The organism is Sulfuriroseicoccus oceanibius, from assembly GCF_010681825.2.
In the GTDB taxonomy this organism is placed as follows: domain Bacteria; phylum Verrucomicrobiota; class Verrucomicrobiia; order Verrucomicrobiales; family SLCJ01; genus Sulfuriroseicoccus; species Sulfuriroseicoccus oceanibius.
In genome coordinates, this window is the sequence record NZ_CP066776.1 from 1,883,657 (window position 1) to 1,901,053 (window position 17,397).

Annotated in this window: 16 protein-coding genes; 9 read left to right on the forward strand and 7 right to left on the reverse strand. The window is 57.9% G+C overall.

The window, feature by feature from the left end:
- The first annotated feature begins 176 nt into the window (after positions 1 to 176).
- The 5 genes from G3M56_RS07580 (at position 177) to G3M56_RS07600 (ending at position 4,697) form a co-directional block, all read left to right on the forward strand.
- The gene (locus G3M56_RS07580) at positions 177 to 662 is read left to right on the forward strand and encodes an Lrp/AsnC family transcriptional regulator (RefSeq protein ID WP_164361704.1); all 486 of its coding nucleotides are present in this window, start codon (positions 177 to 179) and stop codon (positions 660 to 662) included.
- Between the two features lie 48 nt (positions 663 to 710).
- Complete coding sequence (locus G3M56_RS07585; protein WP_164361707.1) at positions 711 to 1,943, forward strand: aminotransferase class I/II-fold pyridoxal phosphate-dependent enzyme; 1,233 nt, start codon at positions 711 to 713, stop codon at positions 1,941 to 1,943.
- 18 nt (positions 1,944 to 1,961) lie between these two features.
- Positions 1,962 to 2,714, forward strand: coding sequence for a CAAX prenyl protease-related protein (locus G3M56_RS07590; protein WP_164361709.1), 753 nt, complete (start codon positions 1,962 to 1,964; stop codon positions 2,712 to 2,714).
- Between the two features lie 72 nt (positions 2,715 to 2,786).
- Positions 2,787 to 4,445 (forward strand): NAD+ synthase, encoded by a 1,659-nt coding sequence (locus G3M56_RS07595; RefSeq protein ID WP_164361711.1) that lies wholly within the window; start codon positions 2,787 to 2,789, stop codon positions 4,443 to 4,445.
- 6 nt (positions 4,446 to 4,451) lie between these two features.
- Positions 4,452 to 4,697, forward strand: coding sequence for a hypothetical protein (locus tag G3M56_RS07600; protein WP_235203314.1), 246 nt, complete (start codon positions 4,452 to 4,454; stop codon positions 4,695 to 4,697).
- A 157-nt stretch (positions 4,698 to 4,854) separates the two neighbouring features.
- Here the strand turns inward: G3M56_RS07600 and rplQ are convergent, their stop codons facing one another.
- Together rplQ and G3M56_RS07610 are read right to left on the reverse strand one after the other, a co-directional pair.
- The gene (gene rplQ / locus G3M56_RS07605; protein ID WP_164361715.1) at positions 4,855 to 5,271 is read right to left on the reverse strand and encodes a 50S ribosomal protein L17; all 417 of its coding nucleotides are present in this window, start codon (positions 5,269 to 5,271) and stop codon (positions 4,855 to 4,857) included.
- A gap of 47 nt (positions 5,272 to 5,318) precedes the next feature.
- Complete coding sequence (locus G3M56_RS07610; RefSeq protein ID WP_164361717.1) at positions 5,319 to 6,392, reverse strand: DNA-directed RNA polymerase subunit alpha; 1,074 nt, start codon at positions 6,390 to 6,392, stop codon at positions 5,319 to 5,321.
- Positions 6,393 to 7,066: 674 nt separating this feature from the next.
- On the opposite strand from G3M56_RS07610, the gene G3M56_RS07615 reads away from it, so the two are divergent.
- Positions 7,067 to 8,176, forward strand: a complete 1,110-nt coding sequence (locus tag G3M56_RS07615; RefSeq protein WP_164361719.1) for a hypothetical protein — start codon at positions 7,067 to 7,069, stop codon at positions 8,174 to 8,176.
- Positions 8,177 to 8,239: 63 nt separating this feature from the next.
- Here the strand turns inward: G3M56_RS07615 and zwf are convergent, their stop codons facing one another.
- The 3 genes from zwf to G3M56_RS07635 form a co-directional block, all read right to left on the reverse strand.
- Positions 8,240 to 9,772 carry a glucose-6-phosphate dehydrogenase gene (zwf, locus tag G3M56_RS07620; protein ID WP_164361721.1) on the reverse strand — a complete coding sequence of 511 codons (1,533 nt, stop codon included), beginning with the start codon at positions 9,770 to 9,772 and terminating at the stop codon, positions 8,240 to 8,242.
- A gap of 171 nt (positions 9,773 to 9,943) precedes the next feature.
- Positions 9,944 to 11,599: a ribose 5-phosphate isomerase B gene (rpiB, locus tag G3M56_RS07625; RefSeq protein WP_164361723.1), complete on the reverse strand. Its 1,656-nt coding sequence runs from the start codon at positions 11,597 to 11,599 to the stop codon at positions 9,944 to 9,946.
- A 41-nt stretch (positions 11,600 to 11,640) separates the two neighbouring features.
- Positions 11,641 to 12,108, reverse strand: a complete 468-nt coding sequence (locus tag G3M56_RS07635; RefSeq protein ID WP_164361725.1) for a low molecular weight protein arginine phosphatase — start codon at positions 12,106 to 12,108, stop codon at positions 11,641 to 11,643.
- Positions 12,109 to 12,527: 419 nt separating this feature from the next.
- Here G3M56_RS07635 and G3M56_RS07640 point away from each other — a divergent pair, with 419 nt between their 5' ends.
- From G3M56_RS07640 to G3M56_RS07650, 3 genes are all read left to right on the forward strand, one after another.
- Positions 12,528 to 13,097, forward strand: a complete 570-nt coding sequence (locus tag G3M56_RS07640) for an RNA polymerase sigma factor (RefSeq protein WP_164361727.1) — start codon at positions 12,528 to 12,530, stop codon at positions 13,095 to 13,097.
- 111 nt (positions 13,098 to 13,208) lie between these two features.
- Positions 13,209 to 14,861, forward strand: coding sequence for a YfbK domain-containing protein (locus tag G3M56_RS07645; protein ID WP_164361729.1), 1,653 nt, complete (start codon positions 13,209 to 13,211; stop codon positions 14,859 to 14,861).
- Between the two features lie 141 nt (positions 14,862 to 15,002).
- Positions 15,003 to 15,578, forward strand: coding sequence for a L,D-transpeptidase (locus G3M56_RS07650; RefSeq protein ID WP_164361730.1), 576 nt, complete (start codon positions 15,003 to 15,005; stop codon positions 15,576 to 15,578).
- Here the strand turns inward: G3M56_RS07650 and G3M56_RS07655 are convergent.
- Positions 15,568 to 16,158, reverse strand: a complete 591-nt coding sequence (locus tag G3M56_RS07655; protein WP_164361732.1) for a MarC family protein — start codon at positions 16,156 to 16,158, stop codon at positions 15,568 to 15,570. The genes G3M56_RS07650 and G3M56_RS07655 overlap by 11 nt on opposite strands.
- Positions 16,159 to 16,275: 117 nt before the next feature.
- A complete protein-coding gene (locus G3M56_RS07660; RefSeq protein WP_164361733.1) occupies positions 16,276 to 17,373 on the reverse strand; it encodes an aminopeptidase in 1,098 nt (365 codons plus the stop codon).
- Positions 17,374 to 17,397: the final 24 nt, after the last annotated feature.

The window sequence follows — 17,397 nt, forward strand, 5'->3', positions numbered from 1 at the left end:
GATGAAAGGTTGCGATGGACTTCAGGTCAAGCGACGACGAAGGCGAAATGGAAAATCCGACATGGGAGGTATGTTTTGGAATCCTTTGAGGCTGCGGCGAATTCCCCAACCTGTGTGATTGACAGTGAGGGACTATGGATGATGATGCGTGCTTACTTTTCAAACCACGAATCATTATGTTGAAAGACCCTGTTCTCGATATTCTGTCCAAGGATGCCCGTGTATCCCTGGAGTCGCTTGCCGATCAATCTGCGCTGACAGTGGATGCGGTAGCGGCGAAGATCGAAGAATATCAGAAGCGCGGGGTAATTCTTGGTTTCCAGGCTGTTTTGGACGAAGACAAGGTGGGTAGCCAGGATGTTTCGGCATTGATTGAGGTGCGCGTGACTCCTGAGCGCGGAGGTGGATTCGATCGTCTGGCGCAGCGTATTTCGCGATTCGACCAAGTGGTTTCCTGCTGGTTGATGAGTGGTGGCTATGACTTGGCGGTGATTGTGAAAGCGACCGACCTGCGTGGCGTGGCTTCGTTTGTTTCGCAGAAGCTGAGTACTTTGGATGGCGTTTTGTCGACGGCAACGCACTTCAAGCTGAAGAGCTACAAGGATGGCGGATTCCTGGCCAATGTGGATTCCGAGAGCGACCGCCTGCCAGTGACTCCGTAACCCGGAGCCGTAGCAGATATTATCATCCAATTGAATTAGGAGACGACGATGTCAGAGGGATTGAATTTGAAGTCCATGGTGGCTGGCCACATTGCGAACATTCCGCGATCCGGGATCCGCGATTTCTTCGAGCTGGTGCAGGGCCGTGAAGGGGTGATCTCACTCGGTGTGGGGGAGCCGGACTTTTGCACGCCATGGCACATCCGCGAAGCTGCGATCTACTCGCTGGAAAAAGGTCAGACCAGCTATACCTCGAACCTTGGAGCGCCGCGCTTGCGCAGTGCGATCAGCGATTACGTCGAGGACTTTTTCGGCGTGCGCTATAACGATGCCGATGAGATTTTGGTAACGGTTGGTGTGTCCGAGGCGATCGATCTTGCACTGCGTGCGCTGATCAATCCGGGCGAGGAAGTGATTTACCACGAGCCTTGTTATGTTTCGTACAGCCCGAGCATTGCGATGGCGTTGGGCAAAGCGGTGCCGGTGAAGACCTACGTGGAGGATGGCTTTTCCTTGCGTGCGGAAGAGATCGAGAAAGTGATCACCCCGCAGAGCAAGGTGTTGATGTTGAACTTCCCGACCAACCCTACGGGCGCGACGCTTGATCCGGTGGAGATGGAGAAGATCGCGGAGCTGAGCATCAAGCACAACTTGATCGTGATCACCGATGAGATCTACAGCGAGCTGCGTTACACCGAGGAGAAGCATCAGTCGATCGTGGCGCTTCCGGGGATGCGCGAGCGCACGATTTTGCTACACGGTTTCTCCAAGGCATTCGCGATGACCGGTTTCCGTTTGGGCTATGCCTGCGGGCCTGCGGTTTTGATCGACGCGATGATGAAGATCCACCAGTACGGTGCGCTTTGTGCTCCGATCACCAGCCAGGCTGCTGCAGTCGAGGCGCTGGAAAATGGGGCTCCTGCGGTGGAGGAAATGCGCCGTTCGTATGACCAGCGCCGTCAGTTCATGGTTCGCAAGCTGAACGAATTGGGGCTACCGACCTGTGATCCGGGTGGTGGTTTCTATGTGTTCCCAGACATTCGCGGCACGGGCATGACGAGCAGCGAGTTTGCCAAGGGCTTGCTCGAGGCTGAGAACGTGGCGGCTGTACCTGGTGATGCTTTTGGCGAGGCTGGTGCAGGTTTCCTGCGTTGCTGTTATGCGACGAGCTTTGATGAACTGCGTGAGGCAATGACTCGAATGGGGCGTTTTCTCAAGTCGATCGGGGTAGAGCCGGTGGCTGCGCCTTGCGCTGACGAAGTGGCGGCAACTGAGAGTTAGAATAAGTCATCTGATCCAATGGGAACCCCAGCCCTCAAACGGATGATGCGTCAGCCCGCCACGGCCTATATCGGGCCGATGGTGGTGTTTCAGTTGCTGTTGGCATTGGTACCGCTTTTTGCGCACAAGCACCCGAGCGCGCCTTGGTACGTGCAGATGCCGCAGCACTGGATCTACCCGCTGCAGACGGTACTCTGTGGCGCGATGATCGCGGTGTGGTGGAAGCATTATGAATGGACCAACACAACCTGGCGCAACGTGCTGCTCGGTCTGATCTGTGGGGTCGTTGGGATCGCGCTGTGGATTGCGCCGACTGAGATTTACTATCGATTGACTGCTGCTGGTGCTGAGATTCCCGAGTGGTGGGAGTATCTCGGCGTGCGCGAGCGTGAGGATGGGTTCGATCCGTATTTGGTCGAGTGGTCCGGCTGGGCAATTGCGTTGCGCTTGATCCGGATGACGATTGTGGTGGCATTTGTGGAGGAGTTCCTGTGGCGGGGCTTCCTGATGCGCTATCTGGTGGATATGGACAAGCCGTTCACCAGTACGCCGTTCGGGACGCATAACTGGCGGGTCTTCGGGATTGTCACGTTTTTTGTGGTGATTGTGCACCAGCCTGCGGACTATTTTGTGGCGGCCTTGTGGGGGGCGCTGGTGTATTGGGTTGCGGTCAAGACCAAGAGCTTGGCTGCGTGCGTGGCAATGCATGCGGTGGCAAACCTGGTCCTTGGCGTTTATATTCTGCAAACCGGCCACAACGGTCTTTGGTGATCCGAGGGTGGGGCATTGTCGTCCCATGCGTCCTGGATGCCGATCTATTCAAATTATTATCCCGCGAGAATCATGCGTATTGGATTCCTTCAGATCAACCCGACCATCGGTGCCATCGAGGCAAATACCGAGGCGATCATTCGTGAGTATCAGGCAGCTGTCGCCCAAGGGGCTGAGCTGGTGATTACTCCAGAGTTGGCGATTACCGGGTACCCGCCGAGGGATTTGTTGTGGAAGTCTCGCTTTGTGCCGGACAATCTCGATGCATTGAAGAAGATTGCCGGGGTGACGGGTGATGTGGCGCTGGTTGTGGGGCATGTTTCCCGCAACCACGATCGTGAGGGGAACCCATTCTACAATAGTGCGTCGGTGCTGCAGGGGGGCTGTGTGGTGGATACCGTGCACAAGTCGCGTCTGCCGAGCTATGACGTGTTTGACGAGGCTCGTTACTTTGCCAAAGCGCGTGAGCGTCGGGTGGTGGAGATTGGCGGCCGCAAGGTGGGGATCACGATTTGTGAGGACATTTGGACTGATGACTATTTGCCGGGGAACTTGTACCGCGAGGATCCGGCATCGCAGCTGGTTGCCGATGGGGCGGAAATCATCGTGAACTTGAGTGCATCGCCGTACCACTCGGGCAAGCCGCGTGCACGCGTGGCGATGTTGCAATCGAAGGCGCGCTCGCTTGGCGTGCCGATTGCGTATTGCAACGTGGTTGGGGGTAACGACCAATTGGTTTTCGATGGTAGCTCGTTCGCGGTCACCGCGGAGGGTGATACGGCGGCTGTGTTGCCTGCGTTCAAGCCGGCCACTACGGTCATAGATTTGAGTGCGCGTGGCCGTGTTGCGGGCTTGGGGATCGACCCGACTTCGAGCTGGCCGGCGGATGGCTGTGCCGAGTGGATGGGCGCGCTGACACTTGGTGTGCGTGATTACGTGACCAAGTGTGGTTTCAAGTCGGTGGTGTTGGGGTTGAGTGGCGGGATCGACTCTGCATTGGTCGCTGCTATCGCGGCTGATGCGCTGGGGCCGGAGAACGTGACAGGTGTGTTGATGCCGAGCCCTTACTCGTCGCAGCACAGTATCGATGACGCGTTGGCCCTGTGTGAGAATTTGGGGATCAAGAGTCACACGATCCGGATCGACGATATGTTTGCGTCGGTCAACGCGTCGTTGGCTGAGGTGTTTGCGGGCAAAGAGCCGGACCTTACCGAGGAAAACATTCAGGCTCGTTTGCGTGGTGTCTCCTTGATGGCGATCTCGAACAAGTTCGGTTCGCTGTTGTTGACCACTGGCAACAAGAGTGAGCTGGCGGTGGGGTATTGTACGATTTACGGCGATATGTGCGGGGGGCTGGCGGTGATCAGTGATCTGCCGAAGACTGATGTCTACGCGTTGTCCAAGTGGATCAATCGCGAGGAAGAGCGCATTCCGTGGAATACGATTCGCAAAGAGCCGAGTGCCGAGCTGCGTCCGGATCAGCGCGATCAGGACAGTTTGCCAGAGTATGCTGTGCTGGATGCCATTCTGGAGTGCTATGTCGAGAAGGGGATGAGCATTGCGGAGATTGCCGACGAAGGATTCGATGAGGAGACGGTGAAGTGGATTGCGCGCCGTGTGGACTTGAATGAATGGAAGCGTCAGCAGGCCGCCCCTGGTGTGCGTGTGACGTCCAAGGCATTCGGGATGGGGCGGCGGATTCCGATCGCCCAGGGGTACGTTGGTAGGTAGTTCTGGATGCTACGCTTTCGGCGTAGTCCCGCGACCGCGGGATCGGAAGTCTGGAAGTCTGGAAGTCTGGAAGTCTGGAAGTCTGGAAGTCTGGAAGTCTGGAAGTCTGGAAGTCTGGAAGTCTGGAAGTCTGGAAGTCTGGAAGTCTGGAAGTCTGGAAGTCTGGAAGTCTGGAAGTCTGGATGGGCGGCGGTTGTGTTGCCCTTGCCGGGCTCGATAGGCGTGGGCAGTGAACCCATGCCGTTGGCATAGGCTGCGCTGGGGCGCACCTCCGGTGCTCGTTTTTTTTGATTGGACGGGTCGGCGGTGTGGCGGTGTGGCGGCTGAGCGCTTGCCGGGCAAAAAAAATCCGCCCGGCTGCTGGGAGGCAACCGGGCGGATTGGTGATTTTGCGGATCAGAGGGAAGGATTAGTCCTTCGACTCTTCAGCTGCTGCAGGAGCGGCTTCCTCTTTAGGAGCCTTGATGGCAGCGAGGTCGACCCACTCGATGATGGCCATTTCAGCGGAGTCGCTGGCGCGCTGACCGAGCTTGGTGATACGGGTGTATCCGCCCTGGCGGTCGGCGTTGGCAGGAGCCACGTTGTCGAAGAGCTCCTTCACGATGGACTTGTGACGGAGGAAGGCAACGGCCTGACGGCGGGCGTGAAGATCGCCGCGCTTACCAAGGGTGACCATTTTCTCTGCAACCGGGCGCACAGCCTTGGCTTTTGCCAGGGTGGTGCGGATGCGGCCGTGCTCGACCAACGAGCAAACGAGGTTGGCAAGGAGCGAGCGACGGTGTGCTGCGGTGCGCTTGAGCTTAGAAACTTTGCGTGAATGTCTCATGATGGTGACGTGGTTGGATAAACAGGATGTGGTTGAGCTGACGAAGCTTAGTCGTCGAGGTTCTGGTTGATGAGGTCTGCAAGACCACCGTAGGTGTCGGCGGAAGCCAATGGGCTGATCGAGCTGATGCCTTCCATCAACGACGAGTCGATGTTCATGCCGAGCGAGAGGCCAAGCTCGGAGAGCTTTTCCTTGATCTCGTTGAGGGACTTCTTACCGAAGTTACGGTAGCGAAGCATTTCTGCCTCGGTCTTCATGGCGAGCTGGCCAACGCTGGTGATGTTTGCGTTGTTCAAGCAGTTCGCGGCACGGACGGAGAGCTCGATTTCGTTGACGCTCATGTTGAGGAGGCGCTTGAGTTCAGCGTTCTCTTCGTTTTGAGCTTCAGGAGCTTCGTCGAAGTTCACCAGCGAGTCGTCGTAGTTGACGAAGACGTCGAGGTGCTTGCGAAGGATGGCGGAAGCCTGGAGCACGGCGTCGGATGGCTCGATGCGGCCGTCGGTCCAGAGTTCGAGGATGAGTTTGTCGTAGTCGGTCTTTTGTCCGACACGGGTGTTTTCCACGGCGTATTTGACGCGGATCACAGGCGAGAAGATCGAGTCGATGGCGATGACGCCGATCGGCATGTCCTTGGTCTTGTTTTCTTCGCCGGTGTTGAATCCGCGGCCGACGCGCACTTCGAGTTCGGCTTCGAACTTGGTCTTGCGGTCGAGGTGGCAGATCACCTGGTCTTTGTTGATGACACCGTAGTGGTTGTCTTCGGTGATGTCACCAGCGGTGACGGCACCTTCCTTGTCCACGCTGATGGTCAGCACGCGTGGTTCTTTGTCCTCGCTGTTGTGGGAGAACTTAACCTTTTTGAGGTTGAGGATGATTTCGGTGACGTCTTCGACCACGCCTGGAAGCGAGGTGAATTCGTGCTGAGCACCGGCGATCTTCACGGATGTGATGGCAGCGCCTTCAAGGGATGAAAGGAGAACGCGGCGCAGGGAGTTGCCGATGGTGTGACCGAAGCCGCTTTCAAATGGTTCGGCAACGAAGGTTGCGAAGGTATCGGTGGCGGTGTCCTCGTTTTTGACGAGGCGGTTCGGGAGTTCGAATCGAGCGAGTGTTGTTGACATATAATATCAGGTGCGCTGGGTTACCTCCGGCGGGCTTGTTTCCACCAACGGGTTGGTGGCTATCCCGGAGACCAACAGCGAGTTTTTTGAGCCCGCGATGGACAAGGACGTGACCGATAGCGAGGAATCCCGTCGAGTCAAGGGATTCCGGTGTATCGGTGCACGAAAGTTTACGTCTGTGATGTGAGGTGGATACCGATATTCTCGTCGATATCTCAATCCGGTTGGGTGAGTCGGAGATTCGGTCCTTATCTTTATCTTCTTCCTGATCCGGATCCCATACCGATCAGTTCGATAGAGATTGGGATCGCGGTATCGATCTCAATGAGGAATTTCGAGATCCTTTGGGGAGGGGGCGGGAGGCATTACACCGCGTCCATGAGCGTCGTGCCTCAATCTGGCGAAAGCGCATACCTTGGGTTGAAAGTCAGCAAGCGATACCTGCTGTCGGTTATTAGCTTGGCACCGCTGGGTGAGCGGCTACGGTCACCTCGTGTGGCAAGGTCCGCCTCTCATTAACATTTTTCACCTCAACTCTCACATTTCTCCAGTAGCGTTTTGTTCAAGCTGACTGGTGAAAACGAAACCACTTCCCAGCATTTATGTTGCACCGATTCTATTGCTTGAGTGTTCTGTCGTTCGCTTTCCTTTTTCTTTGTCTTTGCCCGACCTCAATGGCCAAGGAAGTCAGCAGGCAGTGGAGGAACAAGGCAGGTCAGAGCATCAAGGCAACTCTGGTGGACATTGACTCCAAGGACCAGACCGTCACTCTTCTTCGTCACGATGGTGCGGAATTCACAATTCCCATCGACTCTCTTTCTGGGGCTGATCAAACGTACCTTCAGGATCGGGTGGATAACTACACTTGGACGGAAGTGCGTGCCCTCGATCCAGTGGATCCGAAGCTGCTGGAAGCACTCGATGCAATGAAGATTACCGATGGGCTGGATGTAACCGCGGTCAAGAGAGAGCGGCGTTCGACCTTCAAGACAAAGCGTGTCGCCCCCATCGGCTACCAGGAGAAGTATATCTGTAGTTACGACGGTGAAGTTCCTCAGCAGATGGCTGTCGACGATCGGGGTAATGTGGTCTTTTTGACCTGGAAGACCAAGCCGACCGGCATCCAGCGAATCTCTAAGGCCGGAGCGCTGACCACCGTTTACGAATCGCCGGCGACCGCTGATTGCCAAATGAATACACCTGTGATCGGAGATCAATCCCGGATTGCTGCCATTCCGAATGGAGGGTTCTTTCTTATCTCTCGATGGAAGGAAGTTACCCGGACCAACGGCAATGTAGCTTACAAATCTCGGCTCGACTGTTTCTCGATGCAGCTTGGTCCGACCCAGCCCATTTTTACCCCTCGTTTTACCGAGACCAGTTTCCCCTTGCGCGGCAGGATCCAGACCCTCCAAGTTTTTGCTGATGACCACCTCATCGTCCTCGATCAGCGAATTAGCCTTCACGATATGCCTAAACGCTCGACACGGGTCTCAGAGCGAGGCATCCCGCCAAGATATGACGCTACTTGGGGCTTGGACGCCCGGCCGCTTCAGGTGATCTCAGAGGATCGGATTCTGGCGGTTGGCTATGGAGGAGGGTACCGCTTGGTTTTTCTTGTCGATTTAGAGGCGAAGACCTTTGCTCCTGTCGGTCCGATTGCGAGTTCGCCCGAAGAAAGAGCATTACAGCTCAACCATCTGGCGGTGTCGCCCAACGGTCAGCATCTCGTGTACTTCAACGAGGACAAGATGGCCTTCATGCGCTTGGAAATTGGGGGGTGATCTCCATCAGCGCTTTGTTGGGGCTGGTGGAGAAAAGGCAAGTCCCATGCAGTAGTAGTTGGTCTACAGTCGGCGCCAGGTGCGTCCGCCTTCGGCGAGAAGGGCGTCGGCTTCGGCAGGGCCCCACGATCCGGCTTCGAATTCGGCCATTGGCGGTGGGTTGTCTGACTGGTGCCAGGCGTGCTCGATCTGGTCGATGAACTTCCAGGCGTTTTCCACTTCGTCGCGGCGGGCGAAAAGGGTGGCGTCACCAGCCATGGCGTCGAGCAGGAGGCGTTCGTAGGCCTCCGGCGATGCCTTGCCGAAGCTGGTGGCGTAGCGGAAGTCCATCTTGACGCTCTCCATGCGGGTGGTGGCACCCGGGATCTTGGAAACCATGCGCAGCGAGTGGCCCTCGTCCGGCTGGATGCGGATGACCAGTACGTTTTCGCGGCCGCTGGTGTTGTCGCGGTTGAAGAGTACGTTCGGTGCCTTCTTGAAGTGGATCGAGATCTCGGTCGACTTCTTTGGCAGGCGTTTTCCAACGCGGACGAAGAATGGCACGCCTTCCCAGCGCCAGTTGTCGATATGGAGTCGCAGGGCGACGTAGGCTTCGGTCATCGACTGCGGGTTGACGCGGTCTTCTTCGCGGTAGCCTGGCACGCTGTTGCCGTTGATCGAGCCGGCGGTGTACTGGCCACGCACGACGTTGGCGGCGACGTCCTCGGCGGTTGGCATCGGACGCAGCGAGCGGAGAACGTTTACCTTGGCGTCGCGGACGCCATCGGCGCTGAGGTCGACCGGTGGCTCCATGGCGACGAGGCTGAGCAACTGGAGCAGGTGGTTTTGGACCATGTCGCGCAGTGCACCTGCGGTGTCGTAGTAGCCGCCGCGTCCGCCTTCCATGCCGAGGTCTTCGGAGCAGGTGATCTGGACGTGGTCGATGAACTGATTGTTCCAGAGCGGCTCGAAGATGGCGTTGGCAAAGCGCAGCACCATGATGTTCTGAGCGGTTTCCTTACCGAGGTAGTGGTCGATGCGGTAGGTGTCCTTTTCTTCGAATGTGGCGTTGACCACTTCGTTGAGGTGCTTGGCGGTGGCGAGGTCCTTGCCGAATGGTTTTTCGACGATGACGCGCGACCACTTGTCACCACGGGCCTGGTTGAGGCCGGCTTCCTTGAGGTTCTCGAGGATGTCGTCGAAGAACTCAGGGGCACTTGCCAGGTAGAACAAGCGGTTGCATGGGCCACCGGCGGCGTCTTCCAATTCATCGAGGCGCTTTGCCAGCGACTTGTAGCCGTCGAGGTCGGTGAACGTGCTCTGGTGGTAGTGAATGTTTTCGGCGTAGCTGTCCCAAAGTGTGTCGCTGTGGCCCTGGCGCGAGACTTTTGCGTTCATCTCGGCGAGCTCCTGGCGGAACTGTTCGTCGGACTTGTCGCGGCGGGCAAAGCCTACGATGCGGGTGCCGTGAGGGAGTTCTCCGTCGGCCGCGATGTTGTAAATAGCGGGAACCAGCTTGCGGTGGGTGAGGTCGCCTGTGGCACCAAAGATGACGATGGTGCATTGCTCGGCGATGTTGCGGGCGACTTGTTCCTCGCGAAACGGATTATCGGTCATAGTAGGGTCGTGGTGTGCGGTGCCTGACTTGAGGGACGGTCGGACGCAGGCGTCGTGTTGGCCCACACTGGCGAGCGATGCGGGGGCTGAGCTGCCTGTGGGTGTTGGGTTAAAAATAGGCCGGACGGAGAGAGTTCTCCGCCCGGCGTGATGAGGAAAGAGCGGGCGGGCTTATGGAAGCGGGAAGCGCTGGTTGAATGCAGCAACCTCCGCCTTGATGGCCTTGAGTGCTGCTTCGTCGTCGCGCTTCTCGATCGCGTCGGCGATCCACGTGGCGATTTGCTCCATTTCGGCTTCCTTCATGCCGCGGGTGGTGACCGCCGGGGTGCCGATGCGGATACCGCTTGGCTTCATTGGGGAGCCTGTGTCGAATGGGATCGCGTTCTTGTTCACGGTGATGCCGGCTTCGTCGAGGAGGATCTGGGCGTCAGATCCGTTGATGCCTTTAGGGCGGAGGTCGACCATCATCAAGTGGTTGTCGGTTCCACCGGAAACGATGCGGAAGCCTTTGGCTTCGAGAGCTGCAGCGAGTGCCTTGGCATTGGCCACGATCTGAGCCTGGTAGTCTTTGAACTCAGGCTTGAGCGCTTCACCGAAGCACACCGCCTTTGCGGCGATGACGTGCATCAGCGGACCGCCTTGGATGCCTGGGAATACCTTGCCGTCGATCTTCTTGGCGTACTCTTCCTTGCAAAGGATGAGACCGCCGCGTGGTCCGCGCAGCGACTTGTGCGTGGTGGTGGTGACGAAGTCGGCGTGTGGCACTGGGCTTGGGTGCTGGCCTGCGGCAACGAGGCCGGCGATGTGGGCCATGTCGACGAAGAGGTAAGCACCGACCTTCTTGGCGATTGCGGCCATGCGCTCCCAATCGATGACACGCGGGTAAGCCGAGGCACCTGCGGTGATCATTTGTGGCTGGCACTCTTCGGCGAGTTCTTCGAGGGCGTCGTAATCGATGCACTCGTCTTGCTCCGAGACGCCGTAGTGGGTGACGTCGTAGAGTTGGCCGGAGAAGTTGGCTTTGTGGCCGTGGGTGAGGTGTCCGCCGTGGGCGAGATCCATGGTGAGGATACGGTCGCCCGGCTTGAGCACCGAGAAATAGACTGCGGTGTTGGCCTGCGAGCCCGAGTGTGGCTGGACGTTGGCGTGATCGGCACCGTAGATCTCCTTGGCGCGGTCGATGGCGATCTGCTCGATCTTGTCGACGTTTTCGCATCCACCGTACCAGCGGCGGCCCGGGTAGCCCTCGGCGTATTTGTTGGTGAGGACGCTGCCCTGCGCTTCGCGGACTGCGAGCGAGGTGAAGTTTTCCGATGCGATGAGTTCGATGTTTTCGGTCTGGCGAAGTTCTTCGTCGGCGATGATCGAGGCGAGTTCCGGATCCTGGAATGCGAGCACGCTGCCATCGGCTTTGGTGAGGCGGCGCTGGTGGCGGCCCCCTTCGAACTGACCCTCGAGGAACGCTTTGACGATGTCGCCTGCGGCTTCCGCGGTGGTCAGGTTGGACGCCAGGCAGAGCACGTTGGCGTTGTTGTGTTCGCGCGAAACGCGAGCTCCATCCGCGGTGGTAACGAGGGCGGCGCGGATGCCGTGGATTCGGTTGGCTGCCAAGCTCATTCCAACGCCGCTCTTGCAGACGAGGATTCCCAGATTGGCCTTCTTGAGGCGCACGTCCTGGCAGACGGCTGGGGCCACGTCCGAGTAATCGCACGAATCGGTGCTGTTGGTTCCGTGGTCGGTGAAGTCGATGCCAGCCGCGGTGAGAGTGGCGGTGATGGCGGCTTTGAGGTCGACGCCTCCGTGGTCTGCGGCGATGGATACTTGCATAGCTGTGGCAGTGTTGGTTTTTGGGTAAATCGGGTGTGTGCTTAGCCTGCCTTGGTGGCGGCGATGGCCTTCAGGATGCCGGGAATAGCGTCGACGATGACGTCGCGGGTTTGAAGATAGGCGGCTCGTCCCATGCCGATTGGATCAGGCACGTCGATGCTGGCTGGCTCTTCGATGAAGTCGCTGAGCAGGAATGTGCGGTCCTGGGCTGCTGGGAAAAATGCGGTCAGGGCGTCGCGATGGCTGCGCGTCATGGCGATGATCCAGGTTGCGTCAGCGATGACCTGATCGTCTGTCGGTTGCGATTGGTGGTTTGCGAGATCGATGCCGACCTCGTCAAGAACTGCCAGGGTTTCCGGGTTGGCTGGTTCCCCGTATCCGGCGGCTACACCAGCGGATGCGACTTTGATGTCGGATGAATCACCCAGGGCGTGACGAAGAAGGCCTTCCGCCAGAGGGCTGCGGCATGTGTTGCCGGTGCAAACGAAGAGTACAGTAGGTGATGCCATCGCAATGAGAGTGTCGGGCTTCCTGCGGTCAGGTTGTGACCCTGCGGTAGCATGAAGTAGGACAGGTGATTGTCAATTCAGCGCGGGTGGCAAAATACCGGAATCTTTGCATTGTCTTGGCGGGATTTGTGGTGCGGGCCGCGCAACATTGCATGGATCGGGGGGATCCTTGATGGATGCGCTTGATCCGGTGATGCGGCTGCGGGGCGATCCGGTGGATCTGTGCCGGATTGCGGAGTTGTGGTAGGAATCGCGGGCAATGCGGGAGGCGGGGATTAGGCCGATGGAAAAACTCTTGGATATTCCATAAAAGCTACTTATGTTGGCCGCGGCTGACGATCGGAACATTGTGGTCTTCAACGTGTTTCGAGAGTCTGAGGTTTGCTCGACGTTTTGATTTATCCCCCGAGTTCAAGAGAATGACCCCATTGACTGAATCTGAGATCCTTGAGATGCGCTCTCTGGTGGAGTCGTCTTTACGCGACCACGAAGCGGCGTTGGTTCATTATACGGCGGGGTTGTTGGCCGGGGATTACGAGCGGGCACGTGATGTCGTGCAAGATGCCTTTCTCAAGCTGTGCCGTCAGCAGCCGAGCAAAGTACGCGAGAACACAAAAGCGTGGCTTTACACCGTGGCCCGCAACCGAGCGTTCGATGTGATCCGCAAGGAGAGCCGGATGGTTCCATCCGAGGGTGTGCCGGACAGTTGTGATGACAAGGTGGTGGATCCCGCTTCGTTTTCCGAGCGGTGTGATCAAAGTTCCGAGTTGCTGACGATGGTGCGCGAGTTGCCGCACAACCAGCGCGAGGTGATTCTTTTGCGTTTCCAGCAGGGAATGAGTTACCAGGAGATTTCGGAAGTGACGGGGTTGAAGACAGGGAATGTGGGGTTTCTTCTGCACACCGGGCTGAAGGTGCTGCGGGAGAAAGTGGCGCGACGAGGGCAGACGAGTGGTTCTGAGTTGAGTGTGTTTTCCGGCGGGATGTAGGGGCTTGAGGTGATGGTGCTGAGTTGTTTGGTTGGATCTTAGGGAGATTGCGATTTGCACTTCCTGATGAATTTTCTAATCAATAAATCGTAGCGACCGTTTTGTAGAAGAATGAGTACTCCTGATCCAGATCATCAAATCACCGACTACCTGATGGGTGAGTTGGCTGCATTGGATGAACTCGATGTGCAGGCGGAGATGAGGGGGAATGCGGATTTGCGTCGAGAAGCGCAGGCGCAGTCGGATATGGCGCGTGCCTTGGAGAAGGAGTTGCGCATGGGGCCGGGAGGTTTGAGCGACGGGCAGCGGGATCAGGTGCTTGATGAATTGGATGCCGTGCTGGCAGCGAGAACCGAGAAGCGCCCGCGGGGTGAGCGGTTCCGTAAGATGGTTTTTGGCGAACGTTCAGGCAGGCGCCCGAAGGTGCGTCAGGCATTCTTCTCGCCGACGGCGCGTGCGTTGAACGCGATCTCGGTGGCGGCGGCGGTGGTCGCCGTGGTGGTGACCGGCTATCAAATCAAAGTGGTGAAAGGGTTCGGAGGGGTGGCTTCCGACGATCCTGTTCATGAGGAAGCCGCCGATATGCGGGATTTCAAGACTACCCCACGCGAGCAGGTGAAGCGCCCCAAGGTGGTGGCTTTTGCCAATCAGATGGCTGAGTGGGAAGGGCCGGGGTTTCTGGTGGATGATGAGGCGTTGTACGAAGAGGTGCTGGAGGAGTTGGCCGGTGATTCGCTTTTGAGCGAGGAAGAGCAGGAAGATGGTTTCCGACTGGTGCGTGACCAGAGTCGATCGGCGGTGCCGGTAGTAGCGAATTCGGACTTCTACGAGACTTTGTGGACGAAGGTGCGCCGTGAGTCCGCGTTGCCGTCCAGCGAGAATGTAGCGGTGGAGGAGTTGGTGAACTATTTCCCATACAGCTATCCGAAACCGGATTTCGGCGAGAAGGTGCGCTTGAATGTGGAGACCGGTGTTTGCCCTTGGAACCCGCAAAATGCGTTGGTTTGTATTGGCATCCGCGCCAAGGACAGCATGGATGGGCGCGGCGATGTGATCGTGAAGGATCTGGGGGTGATTGCTGACTTCAACCCGGCAATGGTGAAGGGGTACCGCCTTTTGGGCTATGCGCAGTGCTCGCAGGATGCGGGGGTGGGCGTGGATCGTGAAGCCGATTTGGTTGGTGGTGAGTTGCTCAGTGGCCAGACGGTCACGGCGATTTATGAAGTGATTCCGATGGCTGCTGGTGATCTTGCAACCACCGATGTGCTCAAGGGCGAACGGGGCTTGCGTCAGGCAGGGAAGCCCCACCCGGTAGGATTGCACGCTGGAATGTTTGCTCGTGATGCGGATGGAATGTCTGACGACTTGCTCAATGTGCGGGTGGTTTTCCGCGAGCCGGGGTCATTGCGTTACGAGCGGCATGCGGTGAGCGTGAGCTCCGAGCCGTCGGACTGGAACTCAATGGACGACGACTTCCGCTTCGCGGTGGCTGTGTCTGCATTCGGGCTGCGTCTGAAGGGCGACCTCGATGAGAATGAGATGAACTTTGATACCATCGGCAAGCTGGCTGCGTCTGCTGTTGGTGAGGATTTGGACGGCCGCCGGGCGGAGTTTCTGGCGCTTGTCAAACAAGTGCGCGTGCTGGATCCGGCGAAACGTACGGCAGGTGAGGATGAGCACGTCTACGCCAGCGAGCCCTATGGCGAGTCTGGTGGCATGGGGGAGTTGCGGTGGAGTGATGACGAGAGTCAGCCGAGACGTTAGGCGGCTGGCGCATTAGCGTGAGCTTGTCATACAGCGTTTTATCGGGTAGGAAACTTAAGGATGAGGTTTCCCGGATTAGGTCGTGCGTGCGTGTCGTGGCTGATGGTAAGTGCGGCGTGTTTGCTATGTTCTTGCGAAACCGTGGAGCCTTTGAGTGGGCCGGAGTTGTGGTCGAACCAACATCAGGCATTCCGCCAGACGGAAGGCTGGAAGCGGCAGGTGTACGTGAATTCGCCGTTGTTGGAGCAGGTCAATTCCTCGAATAGCAGCGTGAAGATCTCGTTGGCTGATCAGCGAGGGTATCTGCTCAAAGACGGCGGGTACGTGGTGATGGATTTTCCGGTGGCAACCGGCAAGTACGGCTACGCGACGCCTGCTGGTTCGTATTCCGTGTTGTCCAAGAAGGCGAACCACGCATCCAATCTGTACGGGCGCTTTGTGGATATCGACACCGGGCGGGTGGTTCGCTACGACGCGGCGGTGCGTGAGGATCCGCTACCCGCGGGAGCGAAATTCGTCGGTGCATCGATGCCGATGTGGATGCGTCTCACGCACACCGGGATTGGGATGCACATTGGCAACGTGCCGGGCTATCCGGCGTCGCACGGGTGCATCCGGGTGGTGCGTCCAGCGATGGAGCGGTTGTATCCGCTGTGTCGTCCGGGGACCCGGGTGAGGGTGCACAGCGCCTGGTCGCCGCCTATGGCTATGGATTAGGTAGGTTGAGATACGAACTGACGCCGTCGATTACCATTTGCACCGAGATCATGATCAAGAGCATGCCGATGAGGCGCTCAAGTGCGTTGGCTCCGCGGCGACCGAGGAACGCGAAGACCCAAGGTGAGGCCCAGAGGATGAAGGCGGAAGCGGCGGAGGCGAGCAGGATCGCGCCATAGACGTCGATTCCAGTGTGCTTTTCGCCGAAAAGAATGACCATCGAGAGGGCGCTCGGGCCGGCGATCAAGGGCATCGCCAGTGGGACGATCAATGGGTTGTCGTCGATTTCATCGTCGATCATCCGGCGGGACGGGAAGAGCATCCCAATCGCGATCATGAACAATACGATGCCGCCAGAAATGCTCAAGGATGCCTGGCCGAGGCCCAGAGCGCTCAGGAGCCACTTTCCGCCCCAGGCCGTGGTGAGTAAGATGACCGTCGCGATCGCGCTCTCGCGCAGAAGGATCTGCCGCCTCTTTGGAGTGGTGTGCTTTCCTAACAGTGAGTTAACCACCACCAGGTTGCCGAATGGGTCCATCACCAAGAAGAGTAACAGCGCGAGTGAGAGCATTTCCGGCATGGTGGGTAGGTAGGTTGGCGGTTGTTAAAAATGAGGGACAGCGCGATGATGCTCGCGCTGTCCCTGAGTGGATCGGTCAATCTTGCTGAATTGCAAGTGACGTCATGGGTTAACCGGCTAGTAGTTAAGTTTTTGGAGGGACTTGGGCACGAATTGGCCGTCTTTGCGGATCAACTTCCCATCGAAGTAGATTTCGCCGCCGCCGTAGTCCGGGCGTTGGATGCAGACCATGTCCCAGTGGACTTGTGAGCGGTTGCCGTTGTCGGCGTCGCCCTCGTAGGCCTGTCCTGGGGTGAAGTGGAACGATCCGGCGATCTTCTCGTCGAAGAGAATATCGCGCATTGGGTAGAGGATTTCGCGGTTGAAGCCGAGAGCGAACTCTCCGATGTAGCGGGCACCTGGGTCCGAGTTGAGGATTTTGTTGAGCTCCTTGGTGTTGTTGGAAGTTGCCTTGACGATCTTGCCGTGTTCGAACTCAAGCACGACGTTGTCGAATGACGTGCCGCGGTAGACGGTTGGAGTGTTGTAGGTGAGCGTGCCGTTGACGGAATTTTTAACAGGAGCGGTGAAGACTTCGCCGTCGGGGATATTGCGGTGGCCTCCGCAGACCTGGGAGCCGAGTCCTTTGATCGAGAAGGTGAGGTCGGTGCCGGGGCCGGTGATGCGGACGTCCTCCGCCTGGTCCATGACGCGCTTGAGGGCATTCATGGCGGGCTTCATCGCTTTGTAGTCGAGCAGGCAAACGCGGTAGTAGAAGTCCTCAAAAGCTTCGGTCGACATCGATGCCTGCTGCGCCATCGATGGGGTTGGCCAGCGCAGCACGCACCAGCGGGTGTTGTTCACCCGGTAGTTTTGGATCGGGCGCATCTTCTCCATGATCTTCTGCTGGGTCTTGGCCGGCACGTCGTTCATTTCCGAGATGTTGAATGCGCCGCGCACCGCGATGTAGGCATCCATTTTCTCCATCTGCGCCTGCAGCAGGCCGGCTTGGATGTCGAGATAGTCATCTCCGGACGAGATGGCGAGTTCGCGCGAAACCCTGGAGTGGTGGAGGTTGACGAAGGCCGCAGCTTTGACGGCCTTGGCTTCGCGGATCAGAGCGATGGCGAGCTCATCCGGGCAGTCGTGCAAGTCGAGCAGCACGGATTCGCCGCGTTTGAGTTCCACCGAGTAACGGATGAGTTGGCGTGCGAGTTCGGGAATTCTAGGATCCATGGCGGATAGATAACGATTCAGCCC